Origin of the sequence: Fluviicola sp. (assembly GCF_039596355.1) — a bacterium.
In the GTDB taxonomy this organism is placed as follows: domain Bacteria; phylum Bacteroidota; class Bacteroidia; order Flavobacteriales_D; family Crocinitomicaceae; genus Fluviicola.
In genome coordinates this window covers 268,786-293,583 of sequence record NZ_JBCNJW010000001.1, presented here as the reverse complement: position 1 = coordinate 293,583, position 24,798 = coordinate 268,786, and the positions used below count along the sequence as shown (strand labels likewise).

Here is a 24,798-nt window from a genome sequence, read left to right as displayed (position 1 = left end):
GGCACAATTTGTGTCTTAGGGATAATAACCATAAAAAAACAAGTAACATGAAGACATTCATTTTAGCATTAGCCGTTTTAGTTGGTGGAACTGCAATGGCGCAACAACAAGGTCAGGGAAAAAGAGAGCACAAAACTGCTGAGGAAAGAGCGACCGGTGTGACGGAGAAAATGACAACCCAGCTTGGATTGGATGATTCTCAAAAGGCAAAAATCCAGGAAGTAAACCTTGGAATTGCGAAAAAGAATGATGCAATCCGTGAAAACACGTCGTTGACCAGAGAGCAGAAAATGGCCCAGATGAAACAAAATCACGATGCGCGCGATGCACAGTATAAAACGATTTTGACTACCGATCAGTACGCAAAATACGAAGCGTGGGAAAAAGAGAAAAAAGAAAAAATGGAGGCAAAACGTGCTGAAAGACAAGGTCAGGGTCAGCGCGGAGGCAAAGCTGCAAGCGGAACCAAAACAAAAACGGCTCCTTCTACAGGTGAACCGGAAGAGGAATTGTAAAAAAGACTTCAGATAAAAGATAGGCTCGCAATGCATTGCGAGCCTATCTTTTTTATTTCAATCGATCTGCAAAAATCTTTTTGAACTTCTCGTACTTCGGTCTCACGACCGCCTGACAGTATGCATTCCCGGGGTTCAATTCCAGGTAATTCTGGTGATAATCCTCGGCAGGATAATAATTCGAGATGGGAGAAATTTCCGTCACGATCGGTTTTTCCCAAACATGCTCCTGAGTGAGCTTATCTTTGTAGGCCAGCGCCTTCTCCTTCTGTTCCTGGTCGTGGTAGAAAATCACCGAACGGTACTGCGTACCAACATCATTTCCCTGTCTGTTGAGCTGTGTGGGATCGTGCACAAACCAGAATATTTCCAGCAACTCATCAAATGAGATTACCGCGTCGTCATACACTACCCGCGCTACTTCCGCATGGCCGGTAGTTCCGTCGCACACTTGTTTGTAAGTCGGGTTGTCAACATGTCCTCCGGCATAACCTGAGACTACCGAAACAACTCCTTTCAGTTCTTTATAGCAGGCCTCAATACACCAGAAACATCCGGCACCCAATGTGGCTTCTTTGATCATTTTTTTGTTTTTATCAAAAATAAGAAAAAGCACAGCTTTTGAAGACTAAATTATGACAAACGTTCGTGCGGAAATAATTTAGGAGAAACGACCGTTTTTTAAATCCGGATTGCGGCATCAACGAAAGAGTTTGATTAATTTTGCCGCATCTTGAAAACATACGGTCCCAATTTCTGGAAGCTGAGCTTCGCCATGCTTCTTTTTACAACGAGTTACAACTCTGTAATTCCTGAAATGAATGCATTTCTAACGGATTTGGGAGCGCCGCACCTGAAAGGGCTCATCATCGGCTTATTTACGATTTCAGCAGGACTTTCCAGACCGTTTTCCGGTAAATTATCCGATATCATCGGACGGAAAAAGGTCATGCTTATCGGTTTGGCCGTTTGCTTTGTAGTCTGCGGGCTTTATTCCTTCGCATTTGCCAGCTGGTTCCTGCTTTCCCTGCGTTTTCTGCATGGTTTCAGCGCCGGGTTCTTCCCCACCGGTTCTACTGCCCTGATCACGGACATTCTCCCGGAAGACAAACGCGGCTTCGGAATGGGGCTCTGGGGAACTTTTATTGCCATCGGGATGGGAACCGGTCAAGGCTTGTCTTCACTTATCGTAGAAATCGGGAACCGGGATGCGTTGTTCTTTACCGCTGCATTGTTTACAGCTCTCGCTTATCTCTTGTATTTCAATGTCAACGAAACACTGGAAAAGACGCAGCCTTTCAAATGGAGTTATTTACGCATTCAGAAAGATGAAATCCTGGAACCCCATGTGATCCCGGTTGCCATTATCATGTTCCTTTCATCCATGTGTTCGGGAATCATCCTGGTGCTTTCTCCTGACATTTCAGAATTCCTGAATATCGGAAACAAGGGGGCTTTCTTCATTTTTTATGTGTTGGCAACAATCCTGGTTCGCCTATTTACCGGGAAAGTTTCGGATACGTACGGAAGACGGCAAACGCTTGTTGTGGGGATGATCCTGCTGTGTATTTCCATGATTCTGATTGGGATGTCGGAAAGTAGCACCTGGTATTATGTTTCTTCGATTGTGTTCGGTATTGCAACCGGGGTGTGTTCACCGACTATTTTTGCGTGGACAGCAGATCTTTCTCCTCCCGACCGCAAGGGACGCGGAACCGGAACGATGTTTATTGCACTGGAATTCGGAATCTTAAGCGGCTCATTGATGACGAACTGGTGGTATCAAAACACACTGGAATCCATCTGGCATGTATTTTTGTTCGGAGCGGCCATGGCATTTTTATCCGTGGTGTACCTTATCTGGCACATCAAAACCGTTCCTTCGAAACACTAATTAGTTTTTCGGAGCGATACCTCCGTAATCCAATCTTTTGGATTTCAGGTAACGTGGCACGTAATAACCGCTGTTGTTGAAGGTGTCGATGATCACCCCTCTTGAAGTGGAACTGTGAATAAACTTGATCACCCCTTCTTTTACTTCAACTACCATCGCAACGTGTCCTACACCGGAAGTACGGGTACTTCTCCCTTTGAAGAACATCAAATCGCCGGGTTGTAACTCGGAAAGTTTCACTGTTTTTCCAAACTCGGCCAATCCGGGACTGGAACGGGATAAACGCATTCCGAAGTTCCCCATAACGTAATAGATAAATCCGCTGCAATCAAAACCGGAAGGCGTGGAACCGGCGTAGTGATACGGAGTTCCCAGGAATTTCTTGGCAAATTGAATGATTTCTTCTACTTGTTTGTTGATTTTCGGAGCGGAATCGTTTGCAGTTACCGGAGCCGAAGCAGATGTACCCGAAGAAGCCGGACTCTTTTCAGTGAAAGATCCTGTAGCTGTCTGGGCTTGTAAAGCATTTCCCGTAAGAAACACAGCTATCGAAAATATGTAAGTTTTTAAAGACATAAATATTTCAGACGGTGCAAAATTATCATTATTTTCACAGAATCAAAATAATTGGTCTTGAGCAAATTAGATGACGTGACATTAACGAAGTTGTACTACTCCATCGGAGAGGTAGCCGCCATATTTGACGTAAACACTTCATTGATACGGTTTTGGGAGAAAGAATTTGCAGTGATTCAACCGAAAAAAAACAAAAAAGGAAACCGGTTGTTTACGGTAAAAGACATTGAACATTTTAACAAGATTTACCAACTTGTCAAAGAGCAGGGCTACACACTCGAAGGAGCTAAAAAAGCAGTGAAATCGAGCGGAAAAGCCACTTCCGAAGGGAATCCGAATGAAATTCTGATCCAAAAACTGGAACAAATCAAAGCCCAGCTTTTAGCACTGAAAAAATAATTACGAATTACGAATTATCTAAATAAAAAACTCGGAATTCGGCATTAGGAATTCGTAATTAATTCTTGTAATACGCCTGGTAGAGGTAATTCAATGCCATCTTGATGTCGTTATCGTCGATCAAATGATTCCAGGAGCACTCCCCGATTCGATCCAGGAAACAAGTACGTACACCCTGCTGATCATTTTTCTTGTCGTTTCTCATCAGTTCGATCATCACCGAAACGCCGGTAAGCAAATCTTCCGGACACGGATACAAAGCGCGCATCACCTGCACCACTTCATTCAATTCGTCGTTATTCAAGGTTCCCTTCTGATTGGATAGAAAAGCCTCTGCAATCATTCCGAGTGCAATGCAGTTACCATGTGAAAGCGGGTTTAGTTCGAGGTAATATCCTTCGATAGCATGACCGATCGTGTGACCGAAATTCAAGACTTTGCGTTTGCCTTTTTCCTGTGGGTCTTCGCTGACAACCATTGATTTGATTTCAATGCTCTTTTCGAGGATTGTTTCCAGGTTCTTTTCCGAAAACAACTCATTTTGTTTCGTTGCAATCAAGCGATCCCATTCTGCTTTATCGGCAACCAACGCATGTTTGAGCACTTCGGCAAATCCGCTTTTCCACTCTTCTTCCGGCAAGGTTTGCAAAAAGCGCTGATCCACAAAAACAGCTTTCGGATTGTGGAATGTGCCAATCTGGTTCTTGTAGCTTCCCAGGTCAATCCCGGTTTTTCCTCCCAGAGCCGCATCAACCATTCCCAAAAGCGAAGTAGGAATATGAATACAGTCCAGTCCTCTTTTGTAAATCGAAGCGATGAATCCTCCCATATCGCTCACCACGCCTCCTCCGAGTGTGATCACCAGGTCGGAGCGCACGATTCCATATTCGGATAAGGCTTCCAACACCTGGAAACAGACTTCCATCACTTTATTCTCTTCTCCTGACGGAAGCAGGATCACTTCAGCTTCTTCGAGGGTCGGAAATGCTGTGAGCAGGTATTCCAAACAAAAATCATGTGTATTCTCATCCACCACCACTACTTTCCGGACATCTTTATAGGTTTCCGTCAACAACTGCGGAAAGGAAGAAAGTTCCAGGTTACCAACTTCTACGGTACACGAATTACAATCAAATTTTTTCAAAGCATTTATTTCAATGAATGGAACAAATATTCAGTTTAAAGGTGTGCAAAAATACTGGAAAGAGATTAATTTTGCCCCATGATATCTTTTAATAACACAGAGATTGCGTTCAAACACAAATCAAATAAGGATTTGAAACGTGCGCATTTTCTTTTCTCCGTCATGGCCAGCCCGTTTTTGGTAAAATCAGGAAAAGGCCTTACCCGCTTCGGGCTCAATATCGGTCTCCCCATCAAGGGAATGATTAAAGCCACTATTTTTGAGCAGTTCTGCGGTGGTGAAACCATTGAAGAGTGTTCCCACACGATTGAAACCATGTGGAAACACCATGTAGGAACCATCCTGGATTATTCGGTAGAGGGAAAAACAAGTGCGGAGGATTTTGAAGCAACAACCAAAGAAATCATTGCAACGATCCACAAAGCAAAAGGCAACCCGGCGATTCCTTTCGCGGTGTTCAAAGTAACGGGAATTGCACGTTTCGACTTACTGGAAATGACCAACTCTGGCCTGGACGGAATTTCGGAAGCAGATTTAAAAGAATATCATGACACAGTAGAACGCGTGGACCGTATCTGCAAAGAGGCATTTGAAGCTTCTGTTCCGGTTTTCATCGACGCGGAAGAAACCTGGATCCAGGATGTGATTGACCGTGTATGCCACGAAATGATGCTGAAATACAACAAAGAACAAGCGATTGTATTCAACACTGTTCAGATGTACCGCCACGACCGCCTGGCATTTTTGAAAAACAGCATTGCCTGGGCAAAAGCGGAAGGAGTTCAATATGGCGTAAAACTGGTTCGCGGAGCCTATATGGAAAAAGAGCGCAACCGCGCCACGGAAAAAGGATATCCATCCCCTATTCAGCCTGATAAAGCAACGTGTGACGCTGATTACGACCACGCACTGGAGTTTCTGCTGGAACCGGAAAACCGCGTGCAAATGGCGTTGTGTGCCGGATCTCACAACGAGCATTCTTCTGCTTACCTGGCAGAATTGATTGAGAAAAAAGGAATCGATAAAACAGATCAACGCATTTATTTTGCCCAGCTTTTGGGAATGAGTGACCATATTTCATATACGCTGGCTTCACAGGGATATAACGTTGCCAAATACGTTCCATACGGCCCGGTGAAAGAAGTGATCCCCTACCTGTTCAGACGGGCGGATGAAAACACTTCGGTAAAAGGTCAAACGGGAAGGGAGCTGAAGTTAATCAAAGAAGAGATCAAAAGAAGAAAGGGAGCCTGATGGACTCCCTTTCTTGTTGGGTTTGAATTTTATTAATAACAAATCGAATTTGTCAAGTGTAGCAGCGAAGCGGATTAGCGAATCAAATTAACATGTCCTAAATGTATCTTTTTCTCGTCGCTTGAAGAAGTCTTGTACTTGATCTTCCAATTGTACATTCCTTCCGGACAAGCAATCCCCTTGTAGGTTCCATCCCAGCCTTCTTCCGTATTTTTACTTTGGAAGATCAACTCTCCCCAGCGGTTGTAAATCTCCAGCTGGTACTGGTTTTTATCTATTCCGGCCGTAACAATCGGCAGGAAAACAGGGTTATACTGGTTTCCATCCGGTGTGAATGTATTCGGTACGTACAAAATTACGCCTTTTTCCATTAAAATGGTCTTTGTAACAGAATCTACACAACCATGTTCCGAAATAGCAATCAAAGTGACATTGAAATTTTGTTCCGGCTCCACGATAAACGTGTGGTTCGGACTGAAGTCATTGGAAATTTCCGATCCGTCTCCGAAATTCCAGATATACTGAACTGCTCCCGAAGAAGAATTGATCAGGTGCGACTCCGGTGCAATCACCGAAACAACTCCCGGACTCGGCGTAAAGTTCGCAATCGGGTTCGGGTATACACAAATGAAATCCGGGTACGTTTCTGTCCACACACAGCCCAAAGCAGTTGTGGAAGTGATCGTTACGTCATAACATCCCTGGTTTTCGTAGAGATTCGATACCGTATCGTTTAAGCTTGATTGCGTATTTCCGTCTCCGAATACCCAGTTTGTATTGACACTCGGTGTTCCGGTAGATTGATTGAACAACAAAGCTACCTGTGGTTCACAACCTGTTTCCGAATTAGTTGTGATGACAAAATGAACCGGTTCTTCAATCGTTACCACTACCTGGTCTGTGTTTTCACATCCGGCAGCAGAAGTTCCGGTAACCGTATACGTCAAAGTCGTTGTCGGAGAAAATGGCGTATTATCCGTAATTCCGTTATCCCAATCGTAGGTATTTGCTCCCGACGCCGCCAGCGTAGTGGAAGCTCCTGTACAAATAATCTGATCTGCACCCGCATTCACAAGCGGAAGCGGATTCACCGTCAGGATTAACGTATCGATACCAAAACAGTTGGTAGCATCATAACCGAGCATGACGATCGTATAGGTTCCTACTGCCGGTGTATATCCTTGTGAGTTCGTTACTCCGTTTGACCAAACATAGGTATCTGCACCTGTTCCTGTCAATGTTACCGGTGTATTTTCACAAACCGTAATATCCGGTCCTGCAGAAACTACCGGAGCCGGCAGGAATGTAATTGTCAATGAATCTTTGTTCTTACACCCGTTCGCATCCGTTCCGGTCACAATGTATTTTCCATCCACAGTCGGGATAAATGGTGTTCCGTTAACTCCGCCGTTGTTCCAGGTGTATGTCTGCGCGCCCGAACCGTTCAGTGTTAATGGTGTATACGGACACAACTGCTGATCTGCTCCCGCTTCAACTGTCGGCAAACCGAAAACGGTGATGTTACGTGTTCGGGTATGCGTACATCCGTCCTGGTTCGTTGCAACCAATGTAATCGTATACGTTCCTGCAGTTTGGTAAGTATGTGTTGGGTTTGTTCCCGTTTCCAATGGCGTTCCGTCACCGAAATCCCAGGAGTACGTCATCGGCTGATTAATCAAATCCGTAGATGTATTGGTCATCGTAGTCGGGGTATTCACACAGGCATTGTTCACTGTAAAGTCAGCAGTTGGTATGGATTTCACCGTGACTTGTTTGATGATCGTATCTTTACATCCCGTTGTTTCATAGGAAATCAAACGGACATCGTAGACTCCCGGCGTGGTGTAGGTGTGATTCGGACTCGCTTGAGTCGACTGAGCCGATCCGTCACCGAAATTCCACACATTGGCCACAATGGCGTTGTTATTGACAGTCGATCCGTTGGTAAACTGCACATTCAGCTGACCACAGTTTTGGGCGTAGGTGAACTCCGGCACAATGACCGTAGGCTCTACTTCGACATCTACCGTTACGGAACATGATCCGGTGTTGGTAACTGTTGTGAGCTGAACGGAGTAAGTTGTTCCTGTCGTAGGGCTTGGAATGGTAATAGACGGAGTGGTTGCCCCGTTACTCCACAAATAACTGCTGAACCCGGTTGGTGCAGTCAGCGTTGCTGCATTCGATCCCTGGCAGTATTGAACAGTCAACTTCAACGGCTGACAGCTCATCGTTACGTATGCATAACCGAAATGTCCCGAAAGACTACAGTCTCTGGTTGCAAATTCGACCTGAATTGTTTGCCCGATAAATGCGGATAAATCCAGGGCCGCAGTTGACCATGGAAGCCATGCAACACCGTTGCAGGTCTGGAAGTTTTGTCCCGGCTGTCCGGCATATACGTCGTATGTACCACACGGTCCGCCGATCTGGTTGCCGGCCTGATCCAATACTTTCAGGGTCAGTTTCGGCTGTTCGTTCGGAGCATGCCCCGCATCTTCCAAAACAGCTGCGTATTTATAAATCAAGAGTGCATTGTCGATTGTAACATTCATCGAATAGCGCAGTGCTTCCCCTTCTGCGTTAGTGATGTTATTTCCCAAACGTGCTACTACGAAAGATCCCGTAGGCAGGTAAGGTAATCCACCACAGGTGTAAGGATCGGTTCCTGGAGTACTGATGAGGGTATGTCTTCCTGTTACAACACCTGGAGTTGCAAAAGGATTGTTATAATCTCCGGTAAATGCTGCCCAGTTATTGAATCCACCTTGAGCAAAATTCGCATTGGGGCAAGCTGCCTGAACCTGAGCGGAAACCCGGCCTGTGGCAACTGTTATCAAACTGATAAGGATCAGCCTGATATAACTTCTCTTCACAATCATTTAATTCAATTATTCATTGATACATCAAAGTTACGGAAGAATGAAGCGATGGTTGCTTTAAAGTAAAATTCTTTCTGTTAAAAATAACAGCTATTGAAGGAATCTTAAAGATATTTACACAAGAATGTAACTAGTGTTAAAAATTGAAACTGCAAATGAGCTACTCCGGAAGGTCTTTTCACCCGATCCGAATCCATTCCTTTTTAACCTTTCACTTTACAATACTGAGCAGAGTCGAAGTATCAATTAGATGTAACTGTGTTTTTCTCTCAGGTAATCGAGGGTTGTTCTCTCCGGAGTACCTGCTTCAGGTGTATAATTATACTCCCATTCGGCCATCGGGGGAAGACTCATCAAAATGGATTCTGTTCTTCCACCGGAGTACAAACCGAATTTGGTTCCTCTGTCGAAAGCCAGGTTGAATTCCGTATAACGTCCACGACGGTAGTGCATCCACTGTTTTTCGGCTTCTGTGAATGTTTTATCACGGCCAAAAGCAGCCTGTTCTTCGTATAAAAACGGAAAACTTTCTCCCAAATCCAGACAGAAACGGAACAATTGTTCTTTGTTCAGCTGGAAATGATTGTTCAGGTGATCGAAGAAAATTCCTCCTATTCCCCGGGTTTCCTTGCGGTGCGGGAGGTAAAAATACTCGTCGGCCCAATCCTTGAACTTTCCGTAGAATGATTCGTCGTATTTGTTGCAGATGCCTTTCAGTTTTTGATGAAACACCACTGCATGTTCGTGATTCACGTAATGCGGTGTCAGATCAATTCCTCCACCGAACCAGTGAATGCCGTTATCCAGCTCGAAATACCGTACATTCATGTGGATGATCGGAACATACGGGTTGTTGGGATGCAACACGATGGAAACTCCCGTAGCGTAAAACTGGTGTCCATCGAGTTTCAGCTGGGCTTTCATTTCTTCGGAAACGGGGCCGTATACTTCTGAAAAAGCAACTCCACCCTTTTCAATCAGGGCTCCGTGACGGATGGTACGTGTTTTACCACCTCCACCTTCAGCACGTTCCCACGGATCTTCCGAAAATGTCGCTTTTCCATCTACGCGTTCCAGTTCGTTGCAAATAAATAACTGCAATGCCCGGAATTCCTGCCCGATTGTTTCCTTATTCATAAAAATACTCCCACTCGAATTAGTTCGTAATCCTGGTGCGTCAGAATGAAGCACGACTGGTTTTCGTATCCGCCTCCCGGAACTGCAACCTTCGGATCGAATGCATTCACAACTTCACTCGGAACCTCTTCTTTCATCAAAAGCGTTTTCACGAAGTAGTATACGACATCAAATCCGTGTGCTCCGGCTTTGTTCATATCCGCACGGTATTTTTTGCGGTACAACCTGAGTAAAGTCTGTGTATCCGGCAACGAGTAGTTCAAATCGCTGGAAGAAGCCCAGGTCATTTTGTATCTTGTTTTGTAATAACCGGTAATGTCGTCAAAACCTCCCCACTCTTTCACCCCCATTACGGTCACATCCGCTCCCGGAGATTTTCCGATCGCCTTATGCAATGAGTTAATGAAGCTCAGAACCGTTCCTTTATCACGGGTCGGAAGCACAATCACTGACTCGCCGCTTTTGCGGATGAAAGTGGTGTAATCCGACAATTTTGCTTCGATCAGCTTCACATTTCCATTTTTCTTGGACAATTCGATGAAGCGTTTTCTGTAGGCATCAAACAACTCCTGGTCTTTTGCAATTCCCGGGTTGATGAGGATGATTTGAGCTGTTTTGAATTTCTCAATCGTGTATTTCGCCAGGATTTCCTGCTGCGTCATATCCGAAGTCACCGATGCATAGATGTACGGATTGTTTTTCAACAAAGCACTGTTGCAGGCAGACGGGCACACCATACGGATTTTCTGCTTTCCGCACCATCTTCCAACGATGTCTGCACTTTGTGGAACCAATGGCCCGAAGATCAGATCCATGTCTTTCATTTCTGCTGTGTTCAGCACTTTCATGATTCCGACAGAATCCATTGGCAAGTCGATCACTTTAACGGTCGCATCGAAGCCCAGTTTTTCCAATGAATCGGCAGCCAGCTCCACTCCCATGTAAAATTCCGTCGCCAGGTTCTTCAAACTCGTATTCGCCTTACTGTCGTTCAGACCGAAACTCAGCAAAACAGCAATATTGTACTTGGTTTTCGATTTAAAAATCAGGGTTTCATCTACTTTGCGGACTTCTTCTTTCGGTTGTACTTCGCGCACTGGAACCTGCTTGATATTTTCTTTCTTCAACGGAATTTTCAACACGTCCCCCGACTTGATATTGGTCGACTTCAGGTTGTTGAATTTCTGCAGGTCCGCTACCGGAACCATGAAGCGTTTTGAAATCGTGTACAGGGTTTCGCTGTTTTTCACTTCATACACCAAAACGGTATCCGTAAAAGTAACGGAAGGCGCGCTCACAGCCGGTTTTTCGGTCTGTTTCGGTGGCGTAGCTGCTTCAGAAGTCGGAGCAATTACGATTTTCAACACCTGTCCTACTTTCAATCCTTTGTCAATTCCCGGATTGTACTTCAACAGGTCGTCTACGGAAGAATTGTATTTTTTAGCAATGGAAAACGCCGTTTCACCTTTTTCCACCGTGTGTTCGCGCATGGTCGTTCCACTGATCACTTTCATATCTGCTCCTCCGAGCGGAATGAGGTAGCGGTATCCCTCTTTGACTCCTTTTTCAATTCCGGGATTGGCAGCCACGATGTCGTCTACCGGAACATTATACGTTGTATGCAATCCCCACAGGGTATTTCCCGCCTGTGCAATGTGTACGGCATACTTTTTCCCGTTGGTGTATTCATATACCCAGTCTTTGGTATCGGTCTGGGCGAACAAACCATTTGAAAAAGCCAGTAAACAAGCTAAAAAGAAGTATTTCATAGAAAATATATTTTTTCCCGGTATCCCGGTGATTTGAATTTTCCCTTTCCTGTTTCAAGGAATCACGTCTGTTCAAACGGTTGTAAAAGTTCAAGTATTTAAATGTTTGATTGATCCATTTGAACATTTTGAACTTTTAAACCTGCTTTCCAAACCAAGAGTTATGCCAGAATTATTCCCACTCAATGGTTGCCGGCGGCTTCGAACTGATATCATATGTCACGCGGTTGATCCCTTTCACCTGGTTGATGATTTTATTGGAGATCAATGCCAAAAACTCATACGGCAAATGGCACCAGTCAGCCGTCATACCATCCGTCGAACTTACTGCCCGCAAAGCAACGGCGTTTTCATACGTTCTTTCGTCTCCCATTACTCCAACCGATTGGATCGGCAAGAAAATCGCTCCGGCCTGCCATACATCGTTGTACAAACCGTGCTCTTTCAATCCGTCGATGAAGATGGCATCCACTTCCTGGAGAATACGCACTTTTTCAGCCGTTACTTCTCCCAAAATGCGGATTCCCAAACCTGGTCCCGGGAACGGGTGTCTGTTCAGGATGTTTTCAGGTAAATCCAATGATCTCCCGACTCTTCTTACTTCGTCCTTAAACAACAATCTCAGCGGTTCTACTACCTGCAATTTCATGTAATCCGGTAAACCACCTACGTTATGGTGCGACTTGATTGTTTGAGAAGGTCCTCCGTTTACGGAAACCGACTCGATCACATCCGGGTAGATTGTACCCTGACCCAACCAGCGCGCATCGGTTACCAGTTTCGATTCCGCATCAAATACATCCACGAAGATTTTACCGATTGCTTTTCGTTTCAATTCCGGATCTGTAACTCCTGCCAGGGCAGCGTAGAAATCAGCAGAAGCATCTACTCCCTTCACATTCAGTCCAAGTCCTTTATAACTTTCCAATACGGAAGTGTATTCATTTTTGCGCAAGAGTCCGTTATCTACGAAAATACAGTGCAGACGGTCTCCGATGGCTTTGTGCAATAACATAGCCGCCACGGAAGAGTCTACTCCTCCTGACAAGCCCAGGATTACTTTATCGTCCCCCAATTTAGCGCGAAGCTCGGCAACCGTACTTTCCACGAAAGAATCCGGCGTCCAGTTCTGAGAACAGTCACAGATTCCTACGACGAAGTTTTTCAGCAAAATTGCTCCTTCCAGGGAGTGGTAAACTTCCGGGTGAAACTGAATTCCGTAGGTTGCTTCTCCTGCGATTGCATATCCTGCCACTTTTACGTCTTTCGTAGAAGCGATGATTTTGTATGAATCCGGAACTTGCTTGATCGTATCTCCGTGGCTCATCCAAACCTGCGATCCCATAGACATTCCTGTCACGAGTTCGTTTGCATTATCCACAAAAGACAAGTTTGCGCGTCCATACTCACGAATGGTTGACGGAAGCACTTCCCCACCGAAGTTCTGCGCAAGGTACTGTGCTCCGAAGCACACTCCCAGCAGGGGGAATTTTCCTTTGACCGCACTCAAATCCGGTTTCGGAGACTCCGGGTCTCTGGTGGAAAAAGGACTTCCCGACAGGATTACACCTTTAATATGTGCTCCCAGTTCCGGTACTTTATTCCACGGGTGGATCTCACAGTAAACATTCAATTCGCGTACGCGGCGCGCAATCAGCTGGGTGTATTGCGAACCGAAATCAAGGATAAGGATCATTTCTTGCATGCGTGCAAAGATAAGGCATATTCACGACATGAAATACCGACACTTTGATTTTGTTTCGAACAAACCAACTGACAATTAGAACCTAAATCCGACAATCTGTCAGTTTAACAGCTTTTGGAATAATTTATGACAGGGAGCTGTCAATTAATCAAAGAAGCATCGGGAATTTCATTATTTTTGGCTTCGATTTATAATAAACACCATGTTAGGAGGAATTTTAAAAAAAATCTTAGGCGATAAGTCAGCTACTGATCAAAAAAAATATCAACCGGTCATTCAACAGGTGAATGACATATTTAACACACTACAAAACGAGTCTGACGACGCTCTACGTGGTAGAACTACCAAATTCAGAAAACAGGTTCAGGATGCGATTGCCGGACTGGAAACTGAGATTGCTGAACTGACTGAAAAAGCAAATACACCGAATATGCCTCTGCACCAGAAAGAGGCAATCTACGAAACCATCGATGTAAAAGCAAAAGAGGTTAATACCATTATTGAAAAAGTACTGGAAGAAATTCTTCCGGAAGCTTTTGCTGTTGTGAAAGAAACCGCAAGACGCTGGGCAACCAACGGACAGTTGACGGTAACTGCAACAGAACTGGATAAAACATTGGCTACACGAAAAGACGGAATTACCATCGACGGTGACAAAGCGATCTGGAGCAACAAATGGACTGCTGCGGGTGCTGCTGTTGAATGGGTAATGGTTCATTACGACGTTCAGTTGATGGGTGGAGCTGTATTGCACCGCGGAAACATCGCTGAGATGCAGACCGGGGAAGGGAAAACATTGGTTGCAACCCTTCCGGTTTATTTGAATGCATTATCAGGAAAAGGTGTTCACGTAGTAACGGTGAACGACTACCTGGCAAAACGTGACTCCGAGTGGATGGGACCTTTGTACCAATTCCACGGTTTGACGGTAGATTGTATCGACAAGCACCAACCGAACTCCGAATCACGCAGAGAAGCATACCTGGCAGATATTACATTCGGAACGAACAACGAATTCGGTTTCGACTACCTGCGCGATAACATGGCAAGTGCACCGGAAGATTTGGTACAGCGCAAGCACCACTTTGCTATTGTCGATGAGGTTGACTCCGTGTTGATTGATGATGCACGTACGCCGTTGATCATTTCCGGACCAACTCCGAGAGGTGACCAGCACGAGTTCTATGAATTGAAACCACGTGTGGAACTGATCGTGGAAGCACAACGCAAATATGTCAACCAGGCTTTGGCTGATGCAAAACGCATGCTGACGGTTATCAACGGTGGTACTGTTGATGGAATGGATCAGAAAACGGCTTTGGAACAAGGAGGAATTGCCTTGCTTCGTGCCCACAGAGGTTTGCCTAAAAACAAAGCATTACACAAATTCCTTTCCGAGCCGGGAATCAAGTCTCACCTGCAAAAGGTAGAGAACCAGTACATGGCTGAGCAGGGAAAACAAATGAAGAAGATTGATGTGGAGCTGTTCTTCGTAATCGACGAAAAGCAAAACACGGTTGAATTGACCGAAAAAGGGATCGACCTGATCTCCGGAAACGAAGACCGCAACTTCTTTGTGATGCCGGATATTTCTTCGGAAATTGCACAACTGCAGAAACAAAGTCTTCCGAAAGAAGAATTTAACGATAAAAAAGAGGTCCTGATCCGCGACTATACGGTGAAATCAGAGCGTATTCACTCCGTTTCCCAATTGTTGAAAGCTTATGCACTTTTCGAAAAAGAAGTGGAATATGTGATCATGGATGGAAAAATCAAGATCGTTGACGAATCTACAGGTCGTATCATGGAAGGCCGCCGTTATTCCGACGGACTCCACCAGGCGATCGAAGCAAAAGAGAATGTAACTGTTGAAGCTGCTACTCAGACTTACGCAACGGTTACACTTCAAAACTACTTCCGTATGTACCACAAACTGGCAGGTATGACCGGTACGGCGGAAACAGAAGCGAAAGAATTCTGGGATATTTACAAATTGGATGTCGTGGTGATTCCAACGAACCGTCCGATTTCCCGTAAAGATGATAACGACCTGGTATTCAAAACAGCACGTGAAAAATACGCTGCGGTGATCGAAGAAGTAAATAAACTGGTTGAAGCAGGACGTCCGGTATTGGTTGGTACTACAACCGTTGAGATTTCGGAATTGCTGAGCCGTATGTTGAAAATGCGCAACATTCCTCACCAGGTATTGAACGCGAAATACCACCAGAAGGAAGCGGAGATCGTTGCATTGGCTGGTAAAGCCGGAGCTGTGACGATTGCAACCAACATGGCTGGTCGTGGTACGGATATCAAACTGGGTGAAGGTGTGAAAGAAGCCGGAGGTTTAGCAATTATCGGTACGGAAAGACACGATTCCCGACGCGTTGACCGCCAGCTGCGTGGTCGTTCCGGTCGTCAGGGAGATCCGGGGTCTTCTACCTTCTTCGTTTCACTGGAAGATGATTTGATGCGTAAATTCGGTTCGGAGCGTATTGCGCGAATCATGGACCGCCTCGGATTGAAAGAAGGTGAAGTGATCCAGCACAGTATGGTTTCCAAATCCATTGAACGTGCTCAGAAAAAAGTAGAAGAAAACAACTTCGGAATCCGTAAGCGTTTGCTGGAATACGATGACGTGATGAACGCGCAGCGTAAGGCAATCTACAAAAAACGCCACAATGCCTTGTTCGGTGACCGTTTGGGAGTGGATGTATCCAATATGTTCTACGATGTGATCGAAGGATTGGTAAGCAGACACCAGGGTGGTTCTTTCAACGAGTTTAACGTGGATATGATCCGCATCATCGGAATGGATTCTCCGATTTCGGAAGAGCAGTTCAAAACAGCTAAATACGATGACCTGGTGAATGACCTGTACGATGGGGTTATGGAGTATTACAATGCGAAAAACCAGCGTTTGGCAGAGATTGCAATGCCTCAAATCAAGCATGTATATGAGAATTTATCTCACCAATACCAAAACATTCAGTTCCTGATTACAGACGGTGTGAAAACCATGCCGTTGGTAGTAAGCCTGAAAGAAGCATACGAATCCAACGGGGCTTCTGTTCCGAATGCTTTGGAGCGTAACATCGTGCTGGGAATGATCGACAACGAATGGAAAGAACACCTGCGTGAAATGGACGACCTGCGTTCTTCGGTTCAGCAAGCTGTTTACGAGCAGAAAGATCCTTTGCTGATCTACAAACTGGAGTCTTTCGAGTTGTTCAAAGCTATGAATGCCCGTTTGAGTAATGAAACGGTTGAATTCCTGGTAAAAGCAGATGTTCCGCGCGACCAGCTGGATGATATCAAAACAACCAACAGAGACACCACTCAGAATAATTACGAGAAAGCACAGGTTGAATCAGCAGCTTCTGCTGAAGCAGATGCACCTCGTTTCAACGGAAGCGAAGGATATGATGAAGCTATGCGCAACTCGATGCCACAACAGAAACAACAACCGATTGTTTCTTCGGAGCCAAAGATCGGACGTAACGATCCTTGTCCTTGCGGAAGTGGTAAGAAATACAAACAATGTCACGGAAAATAATAACGAGAAAGGCGGTTCAAATGAACCGCCTTTTTTTATCCGTTAATGGATGATTGATTGATACAATGATCTGTTATTTCACAATAGATACCTGGGAAGATCTTTCTACATCCCCGATTCTTACTTTGAGGATATACATTCCGTTCGATACGCGTTTTGTATCCAATTCGATTTTTTGTCCTCCGCGCTCATAAATGCCTGATTTGTTAGCAACCACTTTACCTCCCATATCGATCAACTCCAGCGAAATGGTTTCCTCTTTAGCCAATTCTGTCTGCACGATCACATAATCTTTCGCAGGATTCGGCAAAACGGAGTATCCCTCTTTCATGGAAGTCCTTTTCAACTCTTCTTCCGCGATCCGGTGAATGTCACCCATTGTGCCGCCTGAAGGTTTTGCAGATTTCGTTTGCGGGTTCGGGTCGGTACTCACACGATCCATCTCCACGCAGAATCGGATACAAGTACGGCATTCTTCTTTCTGTGCTGTAATCTCCGTAACACATACGTTGTAATAGCCGGAAGAACTGTAATTATGTACACCAAAACCGATAGCACCCGGAAGAGTACCATCTCCCCAATCAACGATATAAGTCGAAGTCGGATTCGTAACGTCTAATACAACAGAAGCATTGATTGCTCCGGAAGAAGAACTGATTGACGTATTCAACGTAAAGTTACTGTTACATCCGGTGGTGCGGCAATCTCTGACACAAATATTGTCATACTGTTCCACTTCCGAAGGATAGCTGTTCACTTCCGGCGTTATGCTAATCGCAGTGGTGTTATCGATCACATTATCAAAATCAGCACAGGTCATCCCCGGGGTTGCAAATACCCAGTTACCATCTGCATTCCCCGGAGGAACACCTCCTGCACAATGCGCAATCGGCGCACAAACGGTTACCCATCCTGAACCTGGGTTCAAACTGGCATTAGCTACAAACATAATGGTATTCGTACCATCTGAAAGATAGATTCTCGGATTAAATGGAAGGCCGCCACCTGCAGCTTCCGCCTCAAGCAAAGCAAAATCAAAACAAAGGCACTGACCGAGGTAACTTTGTCCGAGGTTGGTATAGTCAGTCGTGTTGGTATACCCTGAACTACCGGAAAGGTCTCCGATCGTCAGACAATTGGTACCATCCAGGGGATTAGTAGCAGTATAATCGGTCGTTACACCATAAGCCACCCAGTTTCCAGCCGGGGAACTGCCATCGAACGTGGTACATGGCGCTCCACTCGCACACATACATTGCTGTTTGGTATACTCACTGTAATTGTTTTTGCTGCATTCGGTCCGGACACTCCAGGAAAAACACGGATAGGCCGACAACGAAATGGTCATAAAAGTAGACGTTGTCGAAAGCAACACGCTGGAAGACAGACCGCCATAGTTCGGGCAGCATTTCGGATCTCCCACATATAAATACACCGTGTATCCCGTTGCTCCGATCACCGGACTCCAACTTAATGTGACCGTACCGGAAGCCTTATCGTATTGACAAGCGGTTCCGGAAGGAGCAAAACAACTCGCGCTCACCTGAGCCAGGCTCTGCTGAAAGCCAAAGAGAAAAAAAATGCTTAATAATAAAGCATGCCGAAGTTTCATTCGTTTCATAAATTCAGTTATTAGTTGTTAGAAAATCGTGTGTTACACAACACGCAGTTGATGTTGTGTTTTGCATATATAAAACAAAATAGCTTGCTAATCAATTTTTTAGAAAACTATTTCCGCTCCCGGTTAGTGTCCAATTGAACGAGTCTCAGCCTATATCTTATCGAAATGACGGGCTCCGGGATCGGGCATTTACAATTAAATTTTAACTTTGAATCATGAATCAACAATTGAAAATCGGGATCGTTGGAATGGGAAATGTGGGAATCCACTTCCTGCAGCGATTGATTGAATTAGGACATAACCAATTAACCGTGTATTCCCGGTCGGGAAACACCATTCCGAATCTGACCGCTCCCAAAGAGGTTCAATTCACCAACGATTTCAAGGAGTTTATTGATTTTGACCTGGTTTTTTGCGCTGTGAATGACAACAACATGGTTGAAATGGTGCGCCTGGTGTCGAATTACGCTCCGGTGGTTTCCGTTTCCGGAACGGTGAATCTCAATCATTTGAAGACGAAACACGCGGTTGGAACCTTCTACCCGCTTCAAAGTTTCAAGGCAGACCAGGTGATCCACTGGGAAAAACTCCCGATTTTCATTGAAGCAGAAGACACTGCATTCAAGTCTTTCCTGGTTTCTCTTGCCACTGAATTCAGTGGAAATGCCATTGAGCTTTCGGAAGAAAAACGCCAGTACCTGCACGTTGCAGCGGTGTTTGCAAACAATTTCACCAATCACATCATCGACCTGGCATCGCATTATTGCAAGGAACATGACATCGAATTTGACTGGCTGAAACCGTTGATCAATCAAACGATTGAAAAGATTCAGACCAACGATCCGCACGAGATTCTGACAGGACCTGCGGTACGCAACGATCAAAGCACCATTCAAAAGCACTTACAATTGCTCGATCCAGACCAGAAGAACATTTACCAGACATTGACGAACAGTATTATCAAACACCACAAATAAGATGATCAGCTACAAAGAGCGTTTGAACGACATTTCCACTTTCATTTTCGATATCGACGGCGTTTTAACCGATGGAACTGTTTTCCCGTATGAAGGAGATTTACTCCGCGGATTGAATTCCAAAGACGGCTACGCCATTCAATATGCCGTAAAGAAGGGCTACAAGGTGTTTATTATCACCGGAGGGAACTCAGAGCCTGTAAAAAGCAGTTTGCTGCACCTGGGAGTTTCGGAAGTTCACCTGCGCTCATCTGACAAAGTAGCGGTTTACAAACAGATCAAAGAAAATTACCAGCTTCAGGACAACGAAGTGCTCTACATGGGCGACGATCTCCCGGATTACCAGGTGATGCGCATGGTGGGCATGGCTGCTTGTCCGCAAGATGCTGTGATTGAAATCAAGCATGTTTCACATTACCAATCGCCTTACTATGGTGGCAAAGGCTGTGCACGGGATGTGATTGAACAAGTATTACGCGTTCAGGACAACTGGTTTCATGAAGAAGCGTTTGTGTGGTAGGATGGAAATAAAGGCACTAACATATTTTAACCGAGCATTTTTCGAATATTTTCGAAAAACAACTCCCAAAACTTTTTGTTACTTAAAACAAACTGTTGATTAGACATTAATAACTCTTTGAGATTACAATCAAAGGACGTAAGTTTCACAATTGTATTATTGTTAAAACAAGCAACAATCCCATTGTTTCCTTCACAAGAATAACTGCCTGGACAGTTAACATAAAAATTGCCGGTTTCCACAGAATCCGATCCCGAATTAAAACGAACATGATTACTTAATTCGAGATGTTTAGACCCCAAAACATTTCTATAATACGCTATTCCATCTTTTTCAAAATAATGGAACAACACGATTGTTTTACCTTGAGATCTTTTATAAAACAAGAATTGAGCTTTAACATTCGGATTTTGACTAAATATACTATCTGTATTGTAATCCGTAATCTGGCCATCCATCCCATTACTGGCAAAAACATCACAATTTTGAGAAAACACAAAATTTGAGGCGTTCAAGAAAAACAGTGTTATTAAAAGATATTTTTTCCAATACATATCACAAGTTTACACCAGCTTACCACTTCACCACTTTCCTTGAATACCAGTTTCCATTCACGGAAAAACGCAGCAAATAAGTTCCGGAATTCCACGAAGACGTTTCGATTGAAGCAAGCGGGTATGCTCCCGAAAAGACTTGTTTTCCGGTCAGATCAGTGACTTCGATCCGGTCAAAGGAACTTTGAGCATCCAGGTAGAGCAATCCGTTTACCGGGTTCGGATAAAAAGCAAAATCCGGAGCGCTTTCGAGCTGGTCTACACTTAAAATACTGTAAACCGTTGGGGCTGCGTTTGAAGGAAAATTGTTGTCATTTGCCAGTTTCACGATAAACAGAGAAGTTCCTCCGGTGGTATACCCCGGATCGCTGTGATACCCGATCGTAACGGCATACCCGTCATTCGTTTGAATAATCTGGTTGATCTGATCCTGGCCCAAACCGTTATATCCCAAACCATAGCCATCCCAGTAAAAGGAAGAACTGAAGCGGTTAATCACGCAATCTTCGCCACCGGGGTAGGAATACTGCGGATCATACCCCTGAGTAACCAGGAAATATTTGTCGCCCAGAGAAGCCGTATAGTTCACAAAGCCCACATACCGGTTTTCATTGGAATTGTATGAGTCTTCGTCCGAAATGAAATCCCCGTCGACCGTGAGGAAAATCTGGTAGTTATCCTTATCGGTTTTCCCGGTGCGGATCTTTTCTCCTACACACATAATCCGGTTAGAAACAAACTGAACGTCATTGAGCAGGTATTCGCCGTTGCTTCCCGTAAGGGTGTCCCACAAAAGCGATCCGTCGATGTGGTAATAAGCAACAGATGCCTTCGACTTTAAGGAATCTACAGAATAAGCGGTTCCCACTACAGCGTATGTGGTGTCTGTGATCTTCACTCCTTTATTGAAGTAGTCTACTCCGACTCCACCCTGCTGCTGCTGCCAGATGATTTCACCGTCTTTATCAATCCGGACGGCATATTGATCTTCCGTTTCTTCCGGGTTTGCGTTGGTTTCTCCGAAGAGAACGAGACTGGTATCCGGCATCAGGATGGCATCGTGGAAGCGTTCCCAGCCACCTTTGTCGTACCATTTTTCCCACTGCTGGTTCCCGGACAAATCCGTAAAAACCACATAACCATCAAAACTTCCGCTGACGCCGCTGGAGGATGTCCCGACGATGTAATAGCCGTAATTCGGAACAAAGATGACTCTTCTTCCCTCTTCAAATTCCGAACCGCCGTATTCTTTCGACCATGTGTGGAATCCGTATTTATCCAGTTTCAGCAAAAATGCCTGGGAAGGCGCATCTTCAAAACTCGAAGACGAACCCGTGATCATGTAGGAGCTGTCGGGCAACTGAACAATTCCTTCCCCGCGATCATAGCCTTTTCCTCCGAACACCCGGTAAAATGAAATCTGTGCCTTGCCTTCAAAAGCGCAAAACAACAGCAAAATGGCGAGAATAGTTCTTAGAGTAGCCATGATAAACGAATTAATGCTGACTGGCCGAATCCTCTTTTAGAGATCAAACCATAAATATCATCTGTTCCCAGTTGAATCCCCAGTTGTTTTCCGTGATAACCGAACATCAAACCTCCGCGCACGATGGAAGAACCACCGAATGCGATGTTTGCCGAAGCAGAAACGCGCGGAACAAACCGGTAAAACAACCCGGCAAAACCGGTTGGAACAATCCCGATTGTCGGGTAAAAGCGGATTCCGAAGAAACTTTGCAGTTTTTTAGCCGATTGGATGTCCACCAGTTTCGAAATCTGGATGAACGCCGGAACCATGACCCAGCGTTTTACCTCTTTTTTCTCCACATTCAGGGAATCCAGCAGGGAGAAATTGTCTCCGAACAGGTTTCCGCTGTTTTTGATCTGATCCAGGGTGAACCCGCTGTAGCGATAGGTTGAATCGGCAAAATAGCTGGTCTGGGATTTGAACATGTAAGCTGCTCCCAGGTTTTGAACCGTGAACTGGAAAGTAGCCGAATCTTTCAACCACGGAACTTTCAGGTAAAAGTCAAAATCGACTGCAAAACCAATTCCTTTGCTGAAATTATTCCCGGTCGAATACGTCATATCGCCGTTGAGTCGCAGGTTAATGGTATCGGCATCCGCTCCCTGGTACCATTTCCCGTTTCGAATATAGCCTCCGTACTGATTCTGGACATTCACCAGGTTCAACGTGAGCGAGCTTCCCGTTTTTTTATGATAGAATCCGAAACCTACTTTTTGAAATTGCATCCCGGAAATCCGGGTTCCTGTGAGATTCGCCGTATCTGCCGCTCCCAGGTAGCTGTTTCCGTAGAATGTCAGTTTGAACGCATCTTTCGTGTAATTGATGTTCCCGGTTACATAGTAACCGCCTTTGACCAACCAGGAATATTTTCCCGATTTGAACAGGCTCGATGCTCCGGCTACATAACTGATGTCTCCGCTGGCGAAAATTCCCAGCCGGTTGTTTGCACGATGCGATTTCAGCGTGCGGTCTTTCATTTCAGAATCGATTGTTCCGCCGAACAACAAGGTATTGACAAACTCTTTCCGCATCGAAGTTCCGGTCAAATCCATGTTTCCCGAAACGGTGAGCCGGTTTGCCTGTAATGAACTGTCTCTGAAAAGAGGAAAGGTTGATTGCCCAAATACAGACGAAACAACCAGGAAAAGTGAGCTTATCGTGAGAATGAACTTATTCATTACAAGTGATTTTCAAGAGTTAGGTCGGCACCGAGTTTGAATTTGAAAAAGGCTCCTGCCGGAATCGAAACCTGTACGTTTTGTCCGTTTGCATTGTAGGTGTTCAATTTCAGCTTGATCATGCAGTGTTTCACCGAACCGATTTCATTACAGATAGTTTCCGAAACCGGGAAATACACCACGCTTTTCTTCTGCATGATTCCGTTTACAACCGATCCGAACACACTGGATTCAACCGCGCTGCTCCCGGAAACAATTCCAACGGTCTGGAAGTTTTCATCCAGCAGATACAATTCGAGTGTTCCTTCAAACGGGAATGCATTCATGGCATTTACCCACAACTGCCCGGATTTCACGTGTGTTTTACTGGCATCGTTCACCAAACTCAGATCGAAGGTGTCCTGGAAAATCAAATCGCTCATTCCCACATGCAGCGGGAACATGCCGTTCAGTTTTACCCGCAGCGGATGCGCATCGTAAATTTCGTCCCATCCTCCGGAGACATTTCCCCACGGATTCATCTGAAGCTGAAAACTCAACTCGTTTTTCGCCCCGTGATTTTCAACGTATTGTTCAAAGTTGCTGTTTCCAGGCGTAAAGCTCAGTGTTGTGTTGCTTGCAGTAATATTTCCGTTCGAGCCTGTTGCGGCATTGATCGTGTTCCAGGTTCCGATATTCGGGTGTACCAAAGCAACGGAATTTCCGGCCGCATTGATATTTTTCAGGGAATTGATCTTGAATTTCCCATTCACTTTCAGTCCGTTTTCAATCGTCAGGTCAAAGGTCATCGGATCCACATCCAGGATTCCATCTGCAATATTATTCAGGGCATCGATATACGCATAAACGGTATCGGAAACCAGTTCGCTCCCGAAATAACCTCTTGCGTAGTCGAGCTGTACATCGGTCATGGAAAACTGGAATTTGATGATATCCGTTGTTTGCACAATCACTGAAGGCCCGTTCGGATCGGATTTCACCTGCATGCTGGATTGGATGCGGTTGTAGGACGTTCCGTCTGCTCCGGTCAAATCCAGTTCGTAGCCGCTCAGATCCACAAATCCGCTGGCAATTCCCGGATTGCTTTGAGTTCCTGCCGGCGCTACGAATTCCTGGGCCAAAACAGTCCCGTTTCTAGTGACACCGGGAAGTGAAATGGTAAAGAAGGTCTTTGTTCCGATCGGGTTGAACACTTTCAGGTGAACTCCCCCCTGTTTTACGCGCACTTTCTTCAGCTGCGCATCCCCCATTTCAATCACGTGGTCTTCGACCTTGTTAACGAATGACACTCCGGGGCTTGCCGGAATGTTAATGGATACGTGAAAAGTACTTTCAACACTGGTATCCGGCAGGTTCACGAAGTCGCTCAATTTGAATTCGAACAGGGAAGCATTGACATCCAGTACATAATTCCCGGAAACCACCGTCAGCAGTGAGTCTGCAACCAGGTCCGACAAGGTCAGGCTGTCCTGAACCAGCGGAGCTTTCCAATCCGTGTCCCAAATGGCTTTTTCCCGCTTCTTACAGGAAGCGAAAACCAGGCCGATACAGAGCAAATAAACGAGTTTCTTCATGGTACGTTAGTGATA

Annotated in this window: 19 protein-coding genes; 7 read left to right on the top strand and 12 right to left on the bottom strand. The window is 45.2% G+C overall.

Going from position 1 to position 24,798, the window contains the following annotated elements:
- Positions 1–47: 47 nt before the first annotated feature.
- Positions 48–515, top strand: coding sequence for a hypothetical protein (locus ABDV94_RS01190; RefSeq protein WP_343604051.1), 468 nt, complete (start codon positions 48–50; stop codon positions 513–515).
- A gap of 52 nt (positions 516–567) precedes the next feature.
- On the opposite strand, the gene msrA is transcribed toward ABDV94_RS01190, so the two are convergent.
- Positions 568–1,098 (bottom strand): peptide-methionine (S)-S-oxide reductase MsrA, encoded by a 531-nt coding sequence (msrA, locus tag ABDV94_RS01185; protein ID WP_343604049.1) that lies wholly within the window; start codon positions 1,096–1,098, stop codon positions 568–570.
- A 150-nt stretch (positions 1,099–1,248) separates the two neighbouring features.
- Between msrA and ABDV94_RS01180 the strand changes: the two genes are divergently transcribed.
- A complete protein-coding gene (locus tag ABDV94_RS01180) occupies positions 1,249–2,409 on the top strand; it encodes an MFS transporter (protein WP_343604048.1) in 1,161 nt (386 codons plus the stop codon).
- On the opposite strand, the gene ABDV94_RS01175 is transcribed toward ABDV94_RS01180, so the two are convergent.
- The gene (locus ABDV94_RS01175; protein ID WP_343604047.1) at positions 2,410–2,985 is read right to left on the bottom strand and encodes a C40 family peptidase; all 576 of its coding nucleotides are present in this window, start codon (positions 2,983–2,985) and stop codon (positions 2,410–2,412) included.
- Positions 2,986–3,042: 57 nt separating this feature from the next.
- On the opposite strand from ABDV94_RS01175, the gene ABDV94_RS01170 reads away from it, so the two are divergent.
- Positions 3,043–3,384: a MerR family transcriptional regulator gene (locus ABDV94_RS01170; RefSeq protein WP_343604045.1), complete on the top strand. Its 342-nt coding sequence runs from the start codon at positions 3,043–3,045 to the stop codon at positions 3,382–3,384.
- Between the two features lie 58 nt (positions 3,385–3,442).
- Here ABDV94_RS01170 and aroB read toward each other — a convergent pair whose 3' ends face one another.
- On the bottom strand, positions 3,443–4,528 hold the full coding sequence (aroB, locus tag ABDV94_RS01165; protein WP_343604043.1) for a 3-dehydroquinate synthase: 1,086 nt from the start codon (positions 4,526–4,528) through the stop codon (positions 3,443–3,445).
- A gap of 78 nt (positions 4,529–4,606) precedes the next feature.
- Between aroB and ABDV94_RS01160 the strand changes: the two genes are divergently transcribed.
- The gene (locus ABDV94_RS01160) at positions 4,607–5,782 is read left to right on the top strand and encodes a proline dehydrogenase family protein (protein ID WP_343604042.1); all 1,176 of its coding nucleotides are present in this window, start codon (positions 4,607–4,609) and stop codon (positions 5,780–5,782) included.
- A gap of 74 nt (positions 5,783–5,856) precedes the next feature.
- Here the strand turns inward: ABDV94_RS01160 and ABDV94_RS01155 are convergent, their stop codons facing one another.
- From ABDV94_RS01155 to guaA, 4 genes are all read right to left on the bottom strand, one after another.
- Positions 5,857–8,658 (bottom strand): PKD domain-containing protein, encoded by a 2,802-nt coding sequence (locus ABDV94_RS01155; RefSeq protein ID WP_343604040.1) that lies wholly within the window; start codon positions 8,656–8,658, stop codon positions 5,857–5,859.
- A gap of 252 nt (positions 8,659–8,910) precedes the next feature.
- Entirely contained in the window at positions 8,911–9,801 is an 891-nt protein-coding gene (gene hemF, locus ABDV94_RS01150) for an oxygen-dependent coproporphyrinogen oxidase (protein WP_343604039.1), read from the bottom strand.
- Positions 9,798–11,570 carry a LysM peptidoglycan-binding domain-containing protein gene (locus tag ABDV94_RS01145; RefSeq protein ID WP_343604037.1) on the bottom strand — a complete coding sequence of 591 codons (1,773 nt, stop codon included), beginning with the start codon at positions 11,568–11,570 and terminating at the stop codon, positions 9,798–9,800. Before ABDV94_RS01145 ends, hemF begins: the two co-directional genes overlap by 4 nt.
- Positions 11,571–11,742: 172 nt before the next feature.
- Positions 11,743–13,275 (bottom strand): glutamine-hydrolyzing GMP synthase, encoded by a 1,533-nt coding sequence (gene guaA / locus ABDV94_RS01140; protein WP_343604035.1) that lies wholly within the window; start codon positions 13,273–13,275, stop codon positions 11,743–11,745.
- A gap of 202 nt (positions 13,276–13,477) precedes the next feature.
- Between guaA and secA the strand changes: the two genes are divergently transcribed.
- Positions 13,478–16,831 carry a preprotein translocase subunit SecA gene (secA, locus tag ABDV94_RS01135; RefSeq protein ID WP_343604034.1) on the top strand — a complete coding sequence of 1,118 codons (3,354 nt, stop codon included), beginning with the start codon at positions 13,478–13,480 and terminating at the stop codon, positions 16,829–16,831.
- Between the two features lie 73 nt (positions 16,832–16,904).
- Here secA and ABDV94_RS01130 read toward each other — a convergent pair whose 3' ends face one another.
- Complete coding sequence (locus tag ABDV94_RS01130) at positions 16,905–18,452, bottom strand: T9SS type A sorting domain-containing protein (protein WP_343604032.1); 1,548 nt, start codon at positions 18,450–18,452, stop codon at positions 16,905–16,907.
- Positions 18,453–18,667: 215 nt separating this feature from the next.
- On the opposite strand from ABDV94_RS01130, the gene ABDV94_RS01125 reads away from it, so the two are divergent.
- Positions 18,668–19,429, top strand: a complete 762-nt coding sequence (locus ABDV94_RS01125; RefSeq protein WP_343604030.1) for a DUF2520 domain-containing protein — start codon at positions 18,668–18,670, stop codon at positions 19,427–19,429.
- A 1-nt stretch (position 19,430) separates the two neighbouring features.
- Positions 19,431–19,949 carry an HAD hydrolase family protein gene (locus ABDV94_RS01120; protein WP_343604029.1) on the top strand — a complete coding sequence of 173 codons (519 nt, stop codon included), beginning with the start codon at positions 19,431–19,433 and terminating at the stop codon, positions 19,947–19,949.
- A gap of 26 nt (positions 19,950–19,975) precedes the next feature.
- On the opposite strand, the gene ABDV94_RS01115 is transcribed toward ABDV94_RS01120, so the two are convergent.
- The 4 genes from ABDV94_RS01115 to ABDV94_RS01100 are packed head-to-tail and all read right to left on the bottom strand — an operon-like array spanning position 19,976 to position 24,783.
- Positions 19,976–20,503: a hypothetical protein gene (locus ABDV94_RS01115; RefSeq protein WP_343604027.1), complete on the bottom strand. Its 528-nt coding sequence runs from the start codon at positions 20,501–20,503 to the stop codon at positions 19,976–19,978.
- A gap of 19 nt (positions 20,504–20,522) precedes the next feature.
- Positions 20,523–21,989, bottom strand: a complete 1,467-nt coding sequence (locus ABDV94_RS01110) for a T9SS type A sorting domain-containing protein (RefSeq protein WP_343604025.1) — start codon at positions 21,987–21,989, stop codon at positions 20,523–20,525.
- Positions 21,977–23,209 (bottom strand): hypothetical protein, encoded by a 1,233-nt coding sequence (locus ABDV94_RS01105; RefSeq protein ID WP_343604024.1) that lies wholly within the window; start codon positions 23,207–23,209, stop codon positions 21,977–21,979. Before ABDV94_RS01105 ends, ABDV94_RS01110 begins: the two co-directional genes overlap by 13 nt.
- On the bottom strand, positions 23,209–24,783 hold the full coding sequence (locus ABDV94_RS01100; RefSeq protein WP_343604023.1) for a hypothetical protein: 1,575 nt from the start codon (positions 24,781–24,783) through the stop codon (positions 23,209–23,211). Before ABDV94_RS01100 ends, ABDV94_RS01105 begins: the two co-directional genes overlap by 1 nt.
- Positions 24,784–24,798 lie beyond the last annotated feature (15 nt).

Excerpts from the sequence above, each read along its gene's own strand:
- ABDV94_RS01115 (WP_343604027.1), bottom strand. The coding sequence starts at position 20,503 with ATGTATTGGAAAAAATATCTTTTAATAACACTGTTTTTCTTGAACGCC.
- ABDV94_RS01160 (WP_343604042.1), top strand. The coding sequence starts at position 4,607 with ATGATATCTTTTAATAACACAGAGATTGCGTTCAAACACAAATCAAAT.
- ABDV94_RS01120 (WP_343604029.1), top strand. The coding sequence starts at position 19,431 with ATGATCAGCTACAAAGAGCGTTTGAACGACATTTCCACTTTCATTTTC.
- hemF (WP_343604039.1), bottom strand. The coding sequence starts at position 9,801 with ATGAATAAGGAAACAATCGGGCAGGAATTCCGGGCATTGCAGTTATTT.
- ABDV94_RS01175 (WP_343604047.1), bottom strand. The coding sequence starts at position 2,985 with ATGTCTTTAAAAACTTACATATTTTCGATAGCTGTGTTTCTTACGGGA.
- ABDV94_RS01110 (WP_343604025.1), bottom strand. The coding sequence starts at position 21,989 with ATGGCTACTCTAAGAACTATTCTCGCCATTTTGCTGTTGTTTTGCGCT.
- secA (WP_343604034.1), top strand. The coding sequence starts at position 13,478 with ATGTTAGGAGGAATTTTAAAAAAAATCTTAGGCGATAAGTCAGCTACT.
- ABDV94_RS01125 (WP_343604030.1), top strand. The coding sequence starts at position 18,668 with ATGAATCAACAATTGAAAATCGGGATCGTTGGAATGGGAAATGTGGGA.
- msrA (WP_343604049.1), bottom strand. The coding sequence starts at position 1,098 with ATGATCAAAGAAGCCACATTGGGTGCCGGATGTTTCTGGTGTATTGAG.
- guaA (WP_343604035.1), bottom strand. The coding sequence starts at position 13,275 with ATGCAAGAAATGATCCTTATCCTTGATTTCGGTTCGCAATACACCCAG.
- ABDV94_RS01130 (WP_343604032.1), bottom strand. The coding sequence starts at position 18,452 with ATGAAACGAATGAAACTTCGGCATGCTTTATTATTAAGCATTTTTTTT.
- ABDV94_RS01105 (WP_343604024.1), bottom strand. The coding sequence starts at position 23,209 with ATGAATAAGTTCATTCTCACGATAAGCTCACTTTTCCTGGTTGTTTCG.
- ABDV94_RS01145 (WP_343604037.1), bottom strand. The coding sequence starts at position 11,570 with ATGAAATACTTCTTTTTAGCTTGTTTACTGGCTTTTTCAAATGGTTTG.
- ABDV94_RS01100 (WP_343604023.1), bottom strand. The coding sequence starts at position 24,783 with ATGAAGAAACTCGTTTATTTGCTCTGTATCGGCCTGGTTTTCGCTTCC.
- ABDV94_RS01190 (WP_343604051.1), top strand. The coding sequence starts at position 48 with ATGAAGACATTCATTTTAGCATTAGCCGTTTTAGTTGGTGGAACTGCA.